The 16518-nt window shown below is 30.7% G+C and carries 16 protein-coding genes; 8 read left to right on the plus strand and 8 right to left on the minus strand.

What is annotated here, in order from left to right; translation table 11 throughout:
* Nucleotides 1–614 precede the first annotated feature (614 nt).
* From pdxT to L3B96_RS25850, 3 genes are all read right to left on the minus strand, one after another.
* On the minus strand, nucleotides 615–1187 hold the full coding sequence (gene pdxT / locus L3B96_RS25840) for a pyridoxal 5'-phosphate synthase glutaminase subunit PdxT (RefSeq protein WP_041900735.1): 573 nt from the start codon (nucleotides 1185–1187) through the stop codon (nucleotides 615–617).
* Between the two features lies 1 nt (nucleotide 1188).
* Nucleotides 1189–2058, minus strand: a complete 870-nt coding sequence (gene pdxS / locus L3B96_RS25845; protein WP_275297391.1) for a pyridoxal 5'-phosphate synthase lyase subunit PdxS — start codon at nucleotides 2056–2058, stop codon at nucleotides 1189–1191.
* A 269-nt stretch (nucleotides 2059–2327) separates the two neighbouring features.
* Nucleotides 2328–3287 carry an RsmD family RNA methyltransferase gene (locus tag L3B96_RS25850; RefSeq protein ID WP_238948956.1) on the minus strand — a complete coding sequence of 320 codons (960 nt, stop codon included), beginning with the start codon at nucleotides 3285–3287 and terminating at the stop codon, nucleotides 2328–2330.
* Between the two features lie 436 nt (nucleotides 3288–3723).
* On the opposite strand from L3B96_RS25850, the gene L3B96_RS25855 reads away from it, so the two are divergent.
* From L3B96_RS25855 to L3B96_RS25875, 5 genes are read left to right on the plus strand one after another with little or no spacing between them, the layout of a single operon-like run.
* Nucleotides 3724–4878: an ABC transporter substrate-binding protein gene (locus L3B96_RS25855; protein WP_023976226.1), complete on the plus strand. Its 1155-nt coding sequence runs from the start codon at nucleotides 3724–3726 to the stop codon at nucleotides 4876–4878.
* A 25-nt stretch (nucleotides 4879–4903) separates the two neighbouring features.
* Entirely contained in the window at nucleotides 4904–5779 is an 876-nt protein-coding gene (locus tag L3B96_RS25860; protein ID WP_012061192.1) for a branched-chain amino acid ABC transporter permease, read from the plus strand.
* Between the two features lie 9 nt (nucleotides 5780–5788).
* Nucleotides 5789–6754 carry a branched-chain amino acid ABC transporter permease gene (locus tag L3B96_RS25865; RefSeq protein WP_012061193.1) on the plus strand — a complete coding sequence of 322 codons (966 nt, stop codon included), beginning with the start codon at nucleotides 5789–5791 and terminating at the stop codon, nucleotides 6752–6754.
* A gap of 4 nt (nucleotides 6755–6758) precedes the next feature.
* Entirely contained in the window at nucleotides 6759–7517 is a 759-nt protein-coding gene (locus L3B96_RS25870) for an ABC transporter ATP-binding protein (protein ID WP_012061194.1), read from the plus strand.
* A 2-nt stretch (nucleotides 7518–7519) separates the two neighbouring features.
* The gene (locus L3B96_RS25875) at nucleotides 7520–8224 is read left to right on the plus strand and encodes an ABC transporter ATP-binding protein (protein WP_238901192.1); all 705 of its coding nucleotides are present in this window, start codon (nucleotides 7520–7522) and stop codon (nucleotides 8222–8224) included.
* Between the two features lie 70 nt (nucleotides 8225–8294).
* Here L3B96_RS25875 and L3B96_RS25880 read toward each other — a convergent pair whose 3' ends face one another.
* The 4 genes from L3B96_RS25880 to L3B96_RS25895 all read right to left on the minus strand — a co-directional run bounded on the left by L3B96_RS25880 (nucleotide 8295) and on the right by L3B96_RS25895 (nucleotide 12024).
* Nucleotides 8295–9203 (minus strand): TraB/GumN family protein, encoded by a 909-nt coding sequence (locus L3B96_RS25880; protein ID WP_238948957.1) that lies wholly within the window; start codon nucleotides 9201–9203, stop codon nucleotides 8295–8297.
* A gap of 39 nt (nucleotides 9204–9242) precedes the next feature.
* Nucleotides 9243–9959 (minus strand): ABC transporter permease, encoded by a 717-nt coding sequence (locus tag L3B96_RS25885; protein WP_238901190.1) that lies wholly within the window; start codon nucleotides 9957–9959, stop codon nucleotides 9243–9245.
* Nucleotides 9959–10804 (minus strand): ABC transporter ATP-binding protein, encoded by an 846-nt coding sequence (locus L3B96_RS25890; protein WP_238901189.1) that lies wholly within the window; start codon nucleotides 10802–10804, stop codon nucleotides 9959–9961. The genes L3B96_RS25885 and L3B96_RS25890 overlap by 1 nt, the downstream gene beginning before the upstream one ends.
* A gap of 206 nt (nucleotides 10805–11010) precedes the next feature.
* Nucleotides 11011–12024 (minus strand): LytTR family transcriptional regulator DNA-binding domain-containing protein, encoded by a 1014-nt coding sequence (locus tag L3B96_RS25895; protein WP_238901188.1) that lies wholly within the window; start codon nucleotides 12022–12024, stop codon nucleotides 11011–11013.
* 229 nt (nucleotides 12025–12253) lie between these two features.
* Here L3B96_RS25895 and L3B96_RS25900 point away from each other — a divergent pair, with 229 nt between their 5' ends.
* From L3B96_RS25900 to L3B96_RS25910, 3 genes are all read left to right on the plus strand, one after another.
* Nucleotides 12254–12403, plus strand: a complete 150-nt coding sequence (locus L3B96_RS25900; protein WP_012061198.1) for a hypothetical protein — start codon at nucleotides 12254–12256, stop codon at nucleotides 12401–12403.
* Between the two features lie 266 nt (nucleotides 12404–12669).
* On the plus strand, nucleotides 12670–14805 hold the full coding sequence (locus tag L3B96_RS25905; RefSeq protein ID WP_017209936.1) for a sodium-translocating pyrophosphatase: 2136 nt from the start codon (nucleotides 12670–12672) through the stop codon (nucleotides 14803–14805).
* 243 nt (nucleotides 14806–15048) lie between these two features.
* Nucleotides 15049–15468, plus strand: a complete 420-nt coding sequence (locus L3B96_RS25910) for a CGGC domain-containing protein (RefSeq protein ID WP_023976232.1) — start codon at nucleotides 15049–15051, stop codon at nucleotides 15466–15468.
* 41 nt (nucleotides 15469–15509) lie between these two features.
* Here the strand turns inward: L3B96_RS25910 and L3B96_RS25915 are convergent, their stop codons facing one another.
* Nucleotides 15510–16400, minus strand: coding sequence for a DUF4474 domain-containing protein (locus L3B96_RS25915; RefSeq protein ID WP_238948958.1), 891 nt, complete (start codon nucleotides 16398–16400; stop codon nucleotides 15510–15512).
* Nucleotides 16401–16518: the final 118 nt, after the last annotated feature.

Here is a 16518-nt window from a genome sequence, read left to right on the forward strand (position 1 = left end):
TTTTGTTGTTATCTGTCGTTTCTGACAGCTTACTCAGTATATCACCGCTTTCGAAGCTTGTCAACAACTTTTTAAAAAAAACTTTTTGAACTCATTTTTCAGTAGTTCTATTAGCTTTAAGTTATTAATTTTGCATCTCTTAGCGAGGATTTTATCATATCATCACCATTCGACATTGTCAACAACTTTCCTAGAAAATCTTTTTCCTTTTAAGTTGTTTTGTTTATGTCTCTTAGCGACGTGTTTTATCTTAACACATAGCCCCTTAGCCATTCCAACAAAAATCATTGTTTATATAATTTAAACTTTAAAACCTCCACTAGCCTCCATCTTCCTTCTACTTTCTACTATTGATACACTAGGCATAGTTACCTATTTCTTACTTAGTAAATAGGTATATGGTCCTACATTTAACACCACATTCATATAATTATATATAATTTTATGCTACATAAGTTTACTTATGCTTTTATTAGATTTTCTTCCCCCAACCTCAATAAATTAGTTTAATTAATGTAAATAGAAACTGCCAAACAGTATACATAGAAATTATTTTCTAAAGTATACTGTTTAGCAATTTCCTATCAGCCTTAATATTTTATTTATATTTAATATTATTTCATCCATTTACTCTTTAGAAAATAATTTAGAAAGGTCAAATCATTTGTTAATTCTGGATGAAAGGATGTAACTATAATATTATCCTGTCTAGCAGCCACTATCTTGTCGTCTACCTTACATAATATTCTTACATTATCTTTTACCTCTGTTATGTATGGAGCTCTAATAAAGACGAGTTCCATCTCATCCTTTGATATTTTTTCTATTACTTTATGAGTCTTAAAACTATCTATTTGAGTTCCAAATGCATTTCTTTTCACTTTTATATCCATAAGTTGAAGATATTTTTCTTCTTGACCCTCTACTTCATTTGCTAGTAGTATCATACCTGCACATGTTCCCCATGTAGGGAGTCCACTTTCTATTTTTTCTTTTAATGATTTTATTAATCCTGTTATCTTAAGAAGTTTGCCAATAGTAGTACTTTCTCCACCTGGAAGTATTATGGCATCAATATCATCTAAATCTTTTTCCTTTTTCACTTCAACACCAGTATGTCCTAATGCCTTTATTTGATTTAAATGTTCAATAACCCCACCTTGAAATGATAAAACCCCAACCTTCATTTTACCATCCTCTTTCAGCATACTTTGTAGCTACTTCAGTTGAATTTATACCACTCATAGCACCACCTAAATCTTCTGAAACTTCTGCTAATTTTTCAGGATTATTATAATATGTGGTTGCAAGAACTATTGCTCTAGCTCTTTTTTCTGGATTATCAGATTTAAATATACCCGATCCTACAAATACACCTTCACTGCCTAATTGCATCATAAGTGCAGCATCTGCTGGTGTTGCAATTCCACCTGCTGCAAAATTAACTACTGGAAGCTTACCATTTTCCCACACATATTTAACTAATTCATATGGTGCTCCATAATTTTTTACTATAGTCATAAGTTCTTCTTTTGATGCTTTTTGTATCTCTTTAATTTGATCATTCATTGTTCTCATATGGGTAACAGCATTTACTACATCTCCAGTTCCTGCTTCTCCCTTGGTTCTTATCATCGATGCGCCTTCACCTATTCTTCTTAATGCCTCACCAATATTAGTTGCACCACATACAAACGGGACACTAAAATCTTCTTTATTTATATGGTATTTATCATCTGCTGGTGTAAGCACCTCACTTTCATCTATAAAGTCAATATTTAATGCTTCCAAAATTTGTGCTTCTACAAAATGTCCTATTCTAACTTTAGCCATGACAGGAATTGAGACCGCCTCTTGTATTTCCCTTATCATTTTAGGATCCGACATTCTAGCTACTCCACCTTCCTTTCTTATGTCGGAAGGAACTCTTTCAAGCGCCATTACCGCACATGCCCCAGCTTTCTCTGCTATTATAGCTTCATCTTTATTAGTTACATCCATAATAACTCCACCTTTTAACATTTGAGCAAGATTTCTATTTATTGTCCCTCTTTCCATAATACATAAATCCCCCTTTTTTCTAAGTTACTCATATAATAAAATATGTATGGATACAAACGCAAATGTATCCATACAATAATGCTTAACTTAATTAGCTAATTTAAAATATAAGAATATAGTATTATGATGAAACAATAATCCGGAATTTGTTAATAAATAAGAATTAATGGCTAAAATACATAGACTAGGCTTCTAAAAATACCTTCAAAATAAGAATATTTTCAGAAATCAATCTAAAATTTTCTTCATATTAAATTTATAACTTTCTACTCACAAATATTTATATATCTCTTAAACTTACCTTTGCATACATATGATTTATCAACTATTTTAAAACCCGCATCAATAATACAATCATCCATCTCTTCAAATGTAACTATGACTAATCTAGTACTTATTCTGCGTGCACTTCTAATTAGAGATGTTTGTTCTTCTATGGTAGTTGGAGTAAACAGTCCATATGGTAAATCTATGATAGCAGTATCATATTTCTCTTCAATCTCATTCATATCTCCGTTAGTCACTACATTCTCATATCCGTAAAACTCCAAGTTCTTCTTGGCATTTTCTGCGATACTTTTATTAATCTCACATCCTACAACATCAATTCCCATTGAAAGCGCTTCAAGAATAACTGTTCCTACTCCACAACATGGGTCTATTAATTTGTATTCTAGATTGTTTTTAACTGCTATATTAACTAGTGCTCTAGCTACCCTAACGCTTAAAGAATTTGAATATGAATGCGGCTTATTATCATGAATATGCCACTTATAATCGTTTTTCTCGTACATTCCAAATATCCATTTTCCACAAATTCGTGTAACTCCAAGTATAACTTTAGGATTGTGAATTTCAGGCTCTCCTGTTATTACAAATCCTATCTGGCTAAGACTTCTAAGACGTTCTTCATAATCTATATCACTATATTCTGTTCTTAAGTAACAGACCTTAAACTCGTCATAAGCTAGCTTATCTTTTATGATGTTGTCTATTATTTGTTCTAAAGAATCTTCTTCATATACTACTGAAATCATTTCTTTTATAAACGGACTCCTTGATGCACTAATATAAAAATCTGAAAACAAATACTTCTCACTTGGTGTTTTACCAAAAAGACATTTCATCTCTAACTTACATAAATCTTCTTCAAATACAGGATACTTAATATAGTAAAAATACTTTTTATAATTATTGCAATTTAATTTTATTATTTTTTTATTCAACCAATTCACCATCTTCACTTTAAATATAATCTAAGTATTAATATTATTCTTTTCAACAATAACTGTCTATATATATCAATAAATCAACCTTCTTACTTATTTAATATTATTTATAAATCACAATCTTACTCTGCTATTATTCAAAAATTAGAATCATCCTTAAATCGAGAATATTTTTGAAAACACTCACACTTTTTAAACCTATAACTTTACTCAACATAACATTATTTTTGATTAATTTATAAATCATGATAACGTTTTTATAATTATTTTATTATTTTTTATATAAAATATTAAATATCAATCTTGTAATAATTACTCCTATATGTTATTATATCAACAATATATACGATAACTTTATAGCATTTTATCAAAGTATCATAAAATTAATTATTATTTTAATATTATTTTTTAAAGTTAAAAGGGGGATAAATATATGAAAAAAAGTTTACTATCAGGAATCTTAGCCTCTGCTATGGCTATTACTCTTCTTGCTGGTTGTAGCGGGAATTCAGCTGGAGGTGGAAATAACGGAGATACCATCAAAATCGGTGCTATTGGACCATTATCTGGTGCTGCATCTACTTATGGAGTTTCAGTAAAAGAAGGTGCTCAATTATTAGAAAAAGAAGTTAACGATGCAGGCGGAATCAATGGAAAAAAAATTAAATTTGTTTTTGAAGATGATCAAGCTGATCCAAACTCATCAATGCAAGCTTTCAATAAACTTGTTGATGATGAAAAGGTAAGCGCAATTTTAGGACCTGTTACATCAGGTGCAACACTTGCAGTAGCACCAAATGCTACATCAAAACAAATTCCAATGATTACTCCAACAGCTACAGAACCAACAATAACTAAAGTTGGTGGAGATTATATGTTTAGAGGCTGTTTTGTAGATTCATTCCAAGGAGAGGTTCTTGCAAAATATGCTAGTGAAAAATTAGGAAAGAAAACAGCTGCAGTTTTATATAACTCTGGATCAGATTATTCAAAAGGAATAGCCGATAGCTTTAAATCAAAATTTGAAAGTGCTGGTGGACAAGTTGGTGAATTCTTAACTTATAATGATAAAGATACTGACTTTAAGGCTCAATTAACAAAAATTAAGAGCTTAAATCCAGATATAATCGTATTACCTGATTACTATAATGTTGTTGGCCTTATTGCTAAACAAGCTAGAGATATGGGAATAACTTCTCAATTCCTTGGTGGAGACGGATGGGAGTCAGAAGAATTAGCTAAAATTGGTGGAAAAGCTGTAGATGGTGCATTATATATCAATCACTACTACTCTGGAGACTCAGATGAAAATGTAAAGAAATTTGTTGAATCATATAAAAAGGAATATAACAAAGAACCAGATTCTTTCGCTGCTCTTTCATATGACACATCTAAAATATTAGTTAAAGCAATAGAAAAGGCTGGAAAGACAGACGGTGCTGCTATTAAAGATGCTTTGGCTTCAATGGAAATGAACAGTGTTACTGGAAACATCAAATTTGGTAGTGATAGAAGCGCTATAAAGAGTGCTGCTATTATTAAAGTTGATGGAGATAAAAAAGTTTTAGCTGATAAAGTTAATCCTTAATCATTAAAAAAGGGAGGAATATACAATGGAATTTTTACAACAAATCATTAACGGTTTAGCGTTAGGTAGCGTATATGCCCTCCTAGCATTAGGATATACAATGGTATATGGAATAATACAGTTAATAAATTTTGCTCATGGTGAGATTTATATGATAGGAGCCTTTTCAGGCTTCTATTGTGCTTCAACATTAAAATTGCCATTAATTCCAACATTATTAGTTGCTATGGCAGTTTCAGCATTATCTGGAATAATTATAGAGAAAATTGCTTATAAGCCTTTAAGAAATTCTCCAAGAATTGCTTTGCTTATTACAGCTATTGGTGTTTCTTTATTCCTACAGAATGCTATGAGATTATTAGTTGGATCTAATCCAAAACCATTTCCGGATTTAATTAATGCTGGGAGTATTAATATAGGAACTATTCAAATTGATATAAAGACAATATTAATGTTTGGAGTTTCTGCTTTTCTAGTTGTTTTACTACAATTTATTGTTTATAAAACTAAAGTTGGAAAAGCCATGAGAGCCTCTTCTCAAGATATGGAAGCAGCTTCTCTTATGGGGATAAATGTTAATAATACTATTTCCCTTACTTTTGCAATAGGTTCAGCCTTAGCTGGTATAGCTGGAGTTTTAGTTGCAATATCTTACCCTAGTATCACTCCTTATATGGGAGCTATGCCTGGACTTAAAGCTTTTGTTGCTGCAGTACTTGGTGGAATTGGAAGTATACCTGGAGCCCTTGTTGGTGGAATTGCTATAGGATTACTTGAAACTTTTGCTAAAGCTTATATTTCAACTAACTTCTCAGATGCAATAGTATTTGCGATTTTAATTATAATACTTTTAATTAAGCCTTCTGGTCTATTAGGTAAAAAGACCAATGTGAAAGTGTAGGTGTTAATTATGAAGAATTTATTTAATAAAAAAAATATTTGTATAATTGTTGGAGTTTTAATAACATATGGAGTACTATTTGGCTTAATAAGTGCAAAGGTTATTAATTCATATTACAAAGGAATCATTACTTTCGCTTTAATAAATGTTATTTTAGCCGTATCCCTAAATTTAATTGTTGGATTTACTGGTCAATTATGTTTAGGACATGCTGGATTTATGTCCATAGGTGCATATGTATCAGCTATAATAACACAAAAAGCGCATATGCCGTTTGTTGCTTCAATACTTATTGGTGCTGTGGTTGCATGTATATTAGCGGCATTAGTTGGATATCCTACACTGAAGCTTACAGGTGACTATTTTGCAATAACAACCTTAGCCTTTTGCCAAATTATCCAAATAGTAATTATGAATATTGATACAGTTGGTGGCGCACGTGGACTTACCGGCATCCCAACAAAAACAACTTTTACAGTTGCTTTCATATTCATGATAGCTAGTATAGTCATAATAAAAAATATAATTAACTCGTCCCAGGGTAGAGCAATGCTTTCTATTCGTGAAAATGAAATAGCCGCTGAATCTATGGGAATCAATGCATTAAAATACAAAATGATGGCATTTGTTATAGCTGCCTTTTTTGCAGGGCTTGCTGGTGGACTTTATGCTCACTATTCTGGATATATAAAACCAGATCTTTTCGATTTTAACAAATCAATTGACTATCTAACTTTTGTTGTATTTGGTGGTATGGGATCTTTGTCTGGATCAATTATTTCAGCTATAATGCTGACTTTCTTACCAGAGCTTTTGAGAAGTATGGGCGATTTCAGAATGGTTATATATCCATTAGCTTTAATACTACTTATGATATTCAGACCTGAAGGATTATTCGGAGATAAAGAAATTTCTCTTAAAATCTTTGGTAAATTAATACCAAGGAAAAAATCAGATGATAGAGAGGAGGCTTAATTCAATGCTAGAAGTTCAAAATTTATCAATTGTATTCGGTGGATTAAAGGCAGTGTCAGATTTTAATCTAACAATAAATGAAAAAGAAATTGTCGGGCTTATTGGACCTAATGGCGCTGGTAAGACTACTGTATTTAACATGTTAACTGGTGTTTATACTCCAACTGAAGGTACTATATCTTATCTTGGAGAAAAGATTCAGGGTCTTAAACCCTATAATATTACACAAAAGAAAATAGCCAGAACTTTTCAAAATATACGTCTATTTTCTCATCTTTCTGTTCTTGATAATGTTAAAGTAAGTTTTAACTATAGAATAAATTATTCTATATTTGATTCCATCTTTAGAACTCCTAAATTTAGGAAAACAGAAGCTGAAATTATAGATAAAAGTATTGAACTATTAAAAGTCTTTTCTCTCGATGGAAAAAAAGATGAGTTAGCTAGCAATCTCCCTTATGGCGAACAAAGAAAACTTGAGATAGTAAGAGCCTTAGCTGCAAAGCCATCTCTTCTATTATTAGATGAACCTGCTGCTGGTATGAATCCTCAGGAAACTGTAGAACTTACCAAGCTTATAGATTGGATTAAAGATAAGTTTAATATATCAATTCTTTTAATTGAGCATGATATGAAACTTGTTATGGGAATCTGTGATAAAATAGCAGTCCTTGATTACGGAAAAAAGATTGCTGAAGGCACTCCAGAAGAAATAAAAAATAATCCTAAGGTAATTGAAGCTTATCTAGGAGAGGGGGCTTAAAAATGCTAAAGGTAGAAAATATTAATCTATATTATGGTGTAATTCATGCACTAAGGGACATTTCCCTTGAAGTAAAACAGGGTGAAATAGTGACATTAATAGGCGCTAACGGTGCTGGCAAAACTTCTACTCTTAGAGCTATATCAGGCCTTGAACCAATAAAATCTGGTACGGTGACTTTTAAGGGCTCTGAATTAAACAAGGTTGCAGCTAATAAAATAGTTTCTCTAGGTCTTTCCCATGTACCAGAAGGAAGAAGAGTTTTTCCTCAGCTATCGGTCTTAGAAAATCTAGAATTAGGTGCTTATTTAAGAAACGATAAAACAGAAATCAAAAAAGACATGGAAATGGTATTTGCTAAGTTTCCAAGACTTAAAGAAAGAATAAAGCAACAAGCTGGTACTCTTTCTGGTGGTGAACAGCAAATGCTTGCAATCGGAAGAGCTCTTATGAACAGACCTGAAATGCTTATATTAGATGAGCCTTCAATGGGACTTGCGCCTCTTGTGGTTAAAGATATTTTTGATACAATTGTTGAAATTAATAAATCAGGAACAACTATACTTTTAGTTGAACAAAATGCAAATATGGCCCTTGCCATTGCACATAGAGCTTATGTTCTTGAAACTGGTAATATAGTAAAATCCGGTGATGCGCAAGTTCTTCTTAATGATGAAAGTATTAAGAGTGCATATCTTGGTGAGTAAATAATTTAAGGTATACGAAAGAAAATAACAAGTCTATCTCGAGATAGACTTGTTATTTTTTTAGTGTACCTTAATTAATAGGTTTTATTGTATATCCCTTTTTCTCTAGAAGTTTAAGTAAGCTATCTTCCCCAAAATAATGAAGATATCCGACTGCAACCATATATTTTTTATTACTTTTAGATAAGTCTTCAATTTTGTCCGCCATCTTTACATTTCTATCTACAAGTATCTTTTTGTAAGTTTCTTTATTTTCTTGTTGCATCTTTATAGCGCTCTCCCCAACGCTATAATCTCCGTTTTTATAGCCATTAAAAAGTTCATTTTCATACTTCTTCTCTTCTTCTAAGCTATTTCTATTATATTTATCTATATAATTTTTCAAACTATCCATGTTACAGCTTGCAGCATCCATTTGTTCTTTTATACTTTCAAGACTAACAACTTCTTTGTTTAATTCTTTATATTTTTGTTGTAGTAATAGATCAAACATAGGACCTGTAAAACCATTTAAAGTACAACCTTGATTGTTCAAAGCAAGTATTAATCCATTAGAATTTAACTTTTTAACATCATCATATGTTAGTTTATGATCAATGAGAATATTATAAAGTATTTTTTCTTCATCTCCTGTTAGAAAATCTCTTATTTCACCATTATTTAAATATATATTATTAAGCATGTAATCTTGTAGCTCTTTTATGTTTTCCTTATCGGTTAAATCAACCTCTGTTGCAAGTCCATCTGTATTTTTAATGATTTCATTTATATTATTATTAAAGAAATTTATATCTTTTGGTGCTGGATGCATTGTTCCAACAAGATAAATTGAATTATCTCCATTAGTAGCCTCCCAAATAAAACCTTTGGTTGGTTCACTTAACACTCCATTATCATTAGCAAAAGCACTACAGGGTGTCAACAGAATTGTTAGTATTGCAAAAATTGATGTTATTATTTTCATGTTTATTCTTTTCATTTCTTTACTTCTCCTCATTTCTATAAATTATGTATTCCTTTAATCTAATTTTTTCTTTCCATATACATAAGCAAAAATTCCAGTTCCAATTATTATCCATATTAAAATTACTGAAATGTTATAGGCAAAGTTTATATTTATAGCCTCATTATAGAAAATTCTATTTAGTAATACATCCATATTATAACTTGGTAAAAGTTTAGCTATCTCTTGAAAGATATTATTATATCTTGAGAAGGATGGTATTAGCGAAATGAGCAAAAAGAGTGGCGTTCCTATAGTTCCTGTACTCATTTGATTTTCTGCTATAAGTCCTATTGCTGCTCCAAATTCTATCATAGATACAGTTGCTAAGGTTGTTATTAGAATAAATTGTCCTAAGCATGATATTTCCATTCCAATAATAAAAAACATTAATATATTTGTTACAATTGAAATTAAAAATGCTATAATGGCTTTTCCACTTAAAAATTCTAATGGTGAAACTCCCGCCAACATTAATGTTCTTAATGTGTTTTTTTCCTTTTCCTCAGCTATCAACATTGCTATTAAAGTACCTGATATCATTGTAAAATTTATATTTAACAAGTGATTAAAAACAGCCATTTTTATCTCCTGTGAATCACTAAAAGCGTTTGAATATACAAAACAGAATATTAAAGGAATTGTACATAAAACCAAAACATTTATATTTTTTGATAAGTTCTTAACTTCTTTTTTAGTTAATGCACTCACCCTTCTTATTGAAAAAGTCATTATAATTCCCTCCCTGTTAAATGCAAAAATATTTCTTCTAAACTTGGTTCCGACGAATGTATTGATAGTACTCGTCCATTCTTCATCCAAGATTGAATATTCTCTGCACCTTCTTTATTGTTCTTTATAGTAATTAATTTATCTTCATCTTTTAATTTAATCTTTATTTCATCATTCGCATACTTTAATTTTAATTCTTCTGGTCTCCCTATTTCAACAATCTCTCCTTGATTTATAAATGCAACTCTATCACAAAGCTTATCAGCTTCCTCCATATTATGTGTAGTTAAAAATATAGTAGCTCCTTCGTGATTTATTTTCCTAAGAAATTTATGAATTTCTAGAACTGTTCCTGGATCTAATGACGAAGTGGGTTCATCTAAAAACAGTAATTTAGGCCTATGAAGCACTGCTTGCATAAGCATTACTCTCTGTTTCATTCCTTTTGATAACTTTCTTATAACTATGTTTTTGTATTTCATCATATTCATGCATTCTAATACATAATCTATATCTTTTTCATTCACTTTATTAATCTCTGCAAAAAGCATAAGGTTGTCTTTAACAGTAAGTCTTTCATATAATCCATTATTATCAGAAAGTATTCCTATATCTCTAAATTCATTAAATTTTTCAACATATAACTTCTTATCAAGAACTAACACTTCTCCACTTGTAGGTATTAATTGTGATGTTAAAATCTTTATTGCCGTAGTCTTTCCTGCTCCACTCGGACCTAAAAATCCAAAAATTTCTCCTTTCTTAACACTAAAACTTAGATTTTGTAGTGCTACATTCTTATTAAATTCTTTTCTTACTCTTTTCATAGAAATTACATTTTCCAAAAGTGCTTTTCCTCCCCTTTATATATTGATTAATCATCTGAACAATGTAATTATCATATACTCGGAGTAAATTGACCATAAAATTACCATCAAAGGAGTAAGAACAGTATTAAGTGAATCAATTTATACTATGAGCGGATCAATACAGCATCTTTTATATCCTTAAATTCTATTGAATGGATACTATATTACATCTAATTAACCATCTATATATTCAATATTTCCTTTAATTCTGTAAGCTTTCCTTTAGAAAGTGGAATGGAACTTTTATCCACGTCACCTAAAATTAAACTATAACTATTTCTTGTCCATGTCACTACCTCTTTAACCTTTTGAAGATTTACAATATAAGATCTGTGGCATCTAAAAAATCCAAAACACCTTAGCCTTTCCTCTAGCTCAGTTAATGACATCATACACTGAAACTTCTCTCCTCTTACATTTAAACTACTTACTCCTGATTCACTTTCTGCATAATCTATCTCAAACGGATCAAATAACAATATTCTTTCTTCAATCTTCGCTGGAATCTTTTCGATTTTGTGCATAAACTCTAATTTTTCTTTGCTTTCTGATGTAATAGCTTCCTCTTTCTTATCTTCAGCTTCTCTTAGTCCATTCTCATCAAGAACATAAACTTTTCCCCCAATTAACATTGCTTCCTTAAAAGATGCAGATATACTTAATACTGCTGTACCTTTGTTACATAACTCTTCAATATTTTTAAGGATTATTCCTGTTGCATTTTTATCCATATCAAATATTGGATCCTGAAATATCAAAAGTTTAGGTTCCTTTAGTATTTCCCGGGCAAAACTAAGCATTTTCCTTCTAGTATAACTTAAAGTTTTTATCCTTTTATCTGCAATCTCTAGCAATGAGAACTTTAACATTATTTCTCTGTAATTAACCTTTGAGTCAATTATTTCTGTGTAATATCTCATATATTCTTCTACTGTAAATCTGTCATAAAAACCTTCATCTCTAAATATAACACCAATATTTCCTTTGTTTTTATGAATATAATCGCTATGTTTTATTTGATCTATATATATTTCACCACTACCAATTACTTCTTTATCTAATATAAGATCTATTAATGTATTACTAAACTCTCTATCTGCTTCAATGCTTACCAAACTTCCCTTTTCAACCATAAGATTTATATCGTTTATGAAACTATTAGTTTGTTTTTTATATAAATTTTCTATTTTCAACATTATAAATTATTCTCCTTGACTTATACATTCATTTAATTAATATACATTATAGGTAAATTATTACACTAGTTTGTAATGATAGCAATAGTAGGCTTCAACATTCCATAAATACCATAATGTAAAATTCAATTGAATTTCATATTATATTTAATTTTATAAACGACGAATAGATAATTCTATTAATGATAAACTAAATTTGTATAAGTGAAATAAAAGGAGGTTATAATTTATGAGCTACGAAGAAAAAGAATCTCTAAAGAATGAGGCAAAAAAAATGATGATTGATGGAGAGCATTGGAGTGCAATTAGAGAAAAAACTCATCTAAGACTAAAAGATTTACGAAGAATTCAAAGGGATGAAATAAATCCTAAGTTCTAAACTTAAAATTCATTACACTTAACAATGATAGATAATACTATGAATTAAAATACTATGATTTTATTACTAACTACTAGGCAAGGTAATATATATTTTAGAGGTTTCTCCAAACTTTCTATAAGTATATATTTACTTTGCTTATTTTATTTTGCTTAAGCATAATATATATTATAGAAAAAGTTGAAAATTTTTGAATTTTCTGAATATTTTGTTGTATAATATATATGTATAACAAATTTATATAAAAAATAAAGGGGATGTTTTAAATGGTACCATATTTTATGCTTATTTATAGTGTTATAATTATTTCACTTATAGCAATCATTTATTTGGTCAGGTATACATTTTCTCAAGACAAAGGCACTAGCCAAATGCAAGAAATATCAACTTACATTAAGGAAGGTGCTATGGCATTCATTAAAAGACAATATAAAACCATCTTTGTTTTATCCATTGTTGCTTTATTTTTAATCATACTTTCTAACTATTTCGGCAATGCATCAAAAGGTCCAAGCTCTGCCATATCTATATCTTTACATACAGGTATAGCTTTTATAACAGGCGCATTCTGCTCCGCTTTATCTGGCTATATTGGTATGTATATGGCTGTTAATTCTAATGTAAGAGCTGCTGCTGGCGCAAAAAAAGGGTTAAACAATGCTCTTCAAATAGCGCTTAAAGGTGGTGCTGTTACTGGACTAGCCGTTACTTCCCTATCTCTTTTAGGTGTAGCGTCCCTATTTCTTATCTATGGAGGCATTTCTGGAAACGATACTTTAATTAAAGAAGCCCCCTCTCTTATAGTTGGATTTGGGTTTGGTGCTTCCTTCGTCGCGTTATTTGCTCAACTTGGTGGAGGTATATATACAAAGGCTGCCGATGTTGGTGCTGATCTCGTCGGAAAGGTTGAAGCTGGTATTCCTGAAGATGACCCTAGAAATCCTGCTGTCATTGCTGATCTTGTTGGTGATAATGTAGGTGATTGTGCTGGTAGAGGTGCGGACTTATTCGAATCTACAGCCGCTGAGAATATAGGTGCTATGATTCTAGGCGTTGGACTTTACCCTATATTTGGATGGAAAGGAATACTATTTCCGCTTGTCGCTCGTGCCCTTGGTATCATCGCTTCAATAATAGGTATCTTTGCTGTTAAAGTTAAGAATGATAATGATGATCCTATGAAAGCTTTAAAAGGTGGATTTGTTATAACTTCCATAATTAATTTAGTAATATTATTTTTCGTAGTTAAAGATATGTTAAGTGGTTCACTTACAACTGGTGGGCAAGTAAACTATATCTATCTATATGGATGTGCAGTTGCTGGAATACTGCTTAGCTATGTATTTGTAGTTTTAACTGATTATTATACTTCAATAACCCATAAACCTGTTAAAGAGATAGCTACTGCTTCTAAAACTGGAGCTGGAACTAATATAATAACTGGATTATCAGTTGGTATGGAATCAACTGCACTTCCTGTTGTTTGCATATCTATTTGTATATTTATATCTTATAGATTAAGCGAAATGGCATTGCCTAATGTTGCAAATGCAGGTTTGTATGGTACAGCAATTGCAACCATGGGAATGCTTTCAACCTGCACATATATTCTTGCCATGGATACATTTGGTCCAATTACTGATAATGCCGGTGGAATTACAGAAATGTCCGGAGCTCCCGAAGAAATTAGAAATATAACTGATAGATTAGACGCATGCGGTAATACTACAAAAGCATTAACAAAGGGGTACGCCGTAGGTTCAGCTGCACTTGCTACTTTTCTATTATTCTCCGCATACCTAGATGAAGTTAAAAAACTTCTTGGAAAACCTTTAGATTCATGGTTTTCAGTTGATATAGGTAAACCCGAAGTATTTATAGGTGGCTTTATAGGCGCTATGATAGTATTTCTATTTAGCTCTACGGCTATTAGAGCTGTTGGTAAGGCTGCTCAATATGTAATACTTGAAGTTAGGCAACAATTCAAAGAAATACCAGGAATAATGGAAGGAACATCAAAACCTGATTATGCTCGCTGTGTTGATATAGTTACAAAAGGTGCTCTAAAGGAGATGGTTCTTCCTGGAATCATAGTAATTTCTGCCCCTATAATCGTTGGAGTTCTTCTAGGAAAAGAAGCTGCTGCTGGATTCCTAATGATAACAACCATTTCTGGTGTTATAATGGCTCTCTTCTTAAATAATGGTGGTGGTGCATGGGACAATGCTAAGAAGCTTATAGAATTAGGTGAACATGGTGGTAAAAATTCTGAAGCCCATAGAGCTAGTGTCGTCGGTGATACAGTTGGTGATCCATTTAAAGATACTGCTGGACCATCACTCCATGTACTTATAAAACTTGTAAGTACTTTAACTTTAGTATTTGTAGCATTATTCGCATAAATTAATATTATTTATTTATAAAAAGGATCTGTAGTAGATAATTTAGCGCTGCATATCCTTTTTTTATAAATTCTTTTAACTTTTTTTACTAATCTATAATGCTTTTATTTTGTTACTTATACTAAATTATATTTAATACCTTATATATGCTTTTATTGAGATATAATTAATTATATAATTGTTCTATATACAACTTATGTATACAGTTACTAATGATTTATTTAAAAAGGGGGATAAAATTTAATGGATGAAAAATATGTAGTTATTATCCAGTGCGACATTGCTCATAACCGTTGTAGTGGATTTGCCTGTACAAATGCCTTTTACAACAGAGATGACGTTTTTAAAAATTACAACGAATCAACCAGATATATTTCCTTCACCTGTGGAGGATGTTGTGGAAAAAGTATTGCTACTAAATTAGAACATCTCTCGAAAAAGCTTAAGTTAAAAAATAACATAAATAAAGAAGATGTTGTGATACATTTATCATCTTGTATGACAAATGATAATTATCATTATGATAGATGTCCTCATCTAGATTATATTAAATCTATTGTATCCAAAAAAGGATATAATAAAGTTATAGAAGGTTCTTATATAAGTAAAAATGCTGAGAAAAAAAGAGCCAATGGCAGTTATAACTGCTATGACTCAATATAAACGTAAAGGCAGGATATACATTCTGCCTTCCTAATATTACGTTACTCAGTTTCAGTATTTTTCATGCTTCTCAAATATTTTCTCAATACTGCTTTATCTACTATCTCTGAATAGATTTCTGGTGCCTCTTTCTGAATTGCATTTATTTTATCTGTTAAATTACTATATATTCTAGTAATATCATTATATTTATCGCATAACAGTTTATTTTTCATTTGTATGATCTTATCAGTCTGCTCTGTCCTTGTAATAGGTTGAGGAGTATGAGGTTTATCAAATGTTAAACCTACAGTATTTCCATTTACAATAAACTCTTTATTTTCTTCATATCCTATCTTTTTTATTGCTTCTATAAAGGAACTACACATTTCTTCATCCTTTAAAGTAATATTTAAATACATCACTAGTTCAGAAGGCTCTGAATATTCACCAAGTTTAAAGCCTGCTAACCACCAATGCTTATCATCTAACGCGAAAAGTGTTTTTCCATTCTTTTTTAGCGAAAGAGAGATTGTTAATCTATCTTCATCGCTAGCGCAATTATAAAACATATACTTATATACTTCTGGTAAGTTTAATATAGGTTTTTCGGCTGTATACACACCAACTTCACATCCAGTATTCAAATCGTATTGACCTTTCCATAATTCGATTAACCATATTCTATTATTATATTCAAAGTAGATTGGTTCACAATCTACTATCATTCCAAAAGGTGCTGATGCTTCATCATACAATCTACTATATCCCATATTTCTTTGCCATGCATTCATATTACTATAAAATATATCTTGTACTGAATCATAATCATAACCAGCAATCTCTATTCCTTTATCTATTGGCTTTTCATATTTAATAATTCCCAGTAAACTTTTATTCATATTTTTCAGTATACGGATTCCAGTAAGCATTGTTATAAAAGATCCAAACATAAACACTCACCTCAAATAAATTGCTTTATTTATATAATATTCCCTTTATAATCATTATGTTAAAAGACACTCATGAATTTTATTTAATGTATATTATTATTTATTCTATTTAATTGCG

The organism is Clostridium sp. YIM B02569 (genome assembly GCF_022320765.1).
Lineage (GTDB): Bacteria > Bacillota > Clostridia > Clostridiales > Clostridiaceae > Clostridium > Clostridium beijerinckii.

What these genes read in the sequence shown, in the direction of transcription:
- pdxT (WP_041900735.1), bottom strand. Translation starts at nt 1,187, where the DNA reads ATGAAGGTTGGGGTTTTATCATTTCAAGGTGGGGTTATTGAACATTTA.
- pdxS (WP_275297391.1), bottom strand. Translation starts at nt 2,058, where the DNA reads ATGGAAAGAGGGACAATAAATAGAAATCTTGCTCAAATGTTAAAAGGT.
- L3B96_RS25855 (WP_023976226.1), top strand. Translation starts at nt 3,724, where the DNA reads ATGAAAAAAAGTTTACTATCAGGAATCTTAGCCTCTGCTATGGCTATT.
- L3B96_RS25860 (WP_012061192.1), top strand. Translation starts at nt 4,904, where the DNA reads ATGGAATTTTTACAACAAATCATTAACGGTTTAGCGTTAGGTAGCGTA.
- L3B96_RS25865 (WP_012061193.1), top strand. Translation starts at nt 5,789, where the DNA reads ATGAAGAATTTATTTAATAAAAAAAATATTTGTATAATTGTTGGAGTT.
- L3B96_RS25870 (WP_012061194.1), top strand. Translation starts at nt 6,759, where the DNA reads ATGCTAGAAGTTCAAAATTTATCAATTGTATTCGGTGGATTAAAGGCA.
- L3B96_RS25875 (WP_238901192.1), top strand. Translation starts at nt 7,520, where the DNA reads ATGCTAAAGGTAGAAAATATTAATCTATATTATGGTGTAATTCATGCA.
- L3B96_RS25880 (WP_238948957.1), bottom strand. Translation starts at nt 9,203, where the DNA reads ATGAAAAGAATAAACATGAAAATAATAACATCAATTTTTGCAATACTA.
- L3B96_RS25885 (WP_238901190.1), bottom strand. Translation starts at nt 9,959, where the DNA reads ATGACTTTTTCAATAAGAAGGGTGAGTGCATTAACTAAAAAAGAAGTT.
- L3B96_RS25895 (WP_238901188.1), bottom strand. Translation starts at nt 12,024, where the DNA reads ATGTTGAAAATAGAAAATTTATATAAAAAACAAACTAATAGTTTCATA.
- L3B96_RS25900 (WP_012061198.1), top strand. Translation starts at nt 12,254, where the DNA reads ATGAGCTACGAAGAAAAAGAATCTCTAAAGAATGAGGCAAAAAAAATG.
- L3B96_RS25905 (WP_017209936.1), top strand. Translation starts at nt 12,670, where the DNA reads ATGGTACCATATTTTATGCTTATTTATAGTGTTATAATTATTTCACTT.
- L3B96_RS25910 (WP_023976232.1), top strand. Translation starts at nt 15,049, where the DNA reads ATGGATGAAAAATATGTAGTTATTATCCAGTGCGACATTGCTCATAAC.
- L3B96_RS25915 (WP_238948958.1), bottom strand. Translation starts at nt 16,400, where the DNA reads ATGTTTGGATCTTTTATAACAATGCTTACTGGAATCCGTATACTGAAA.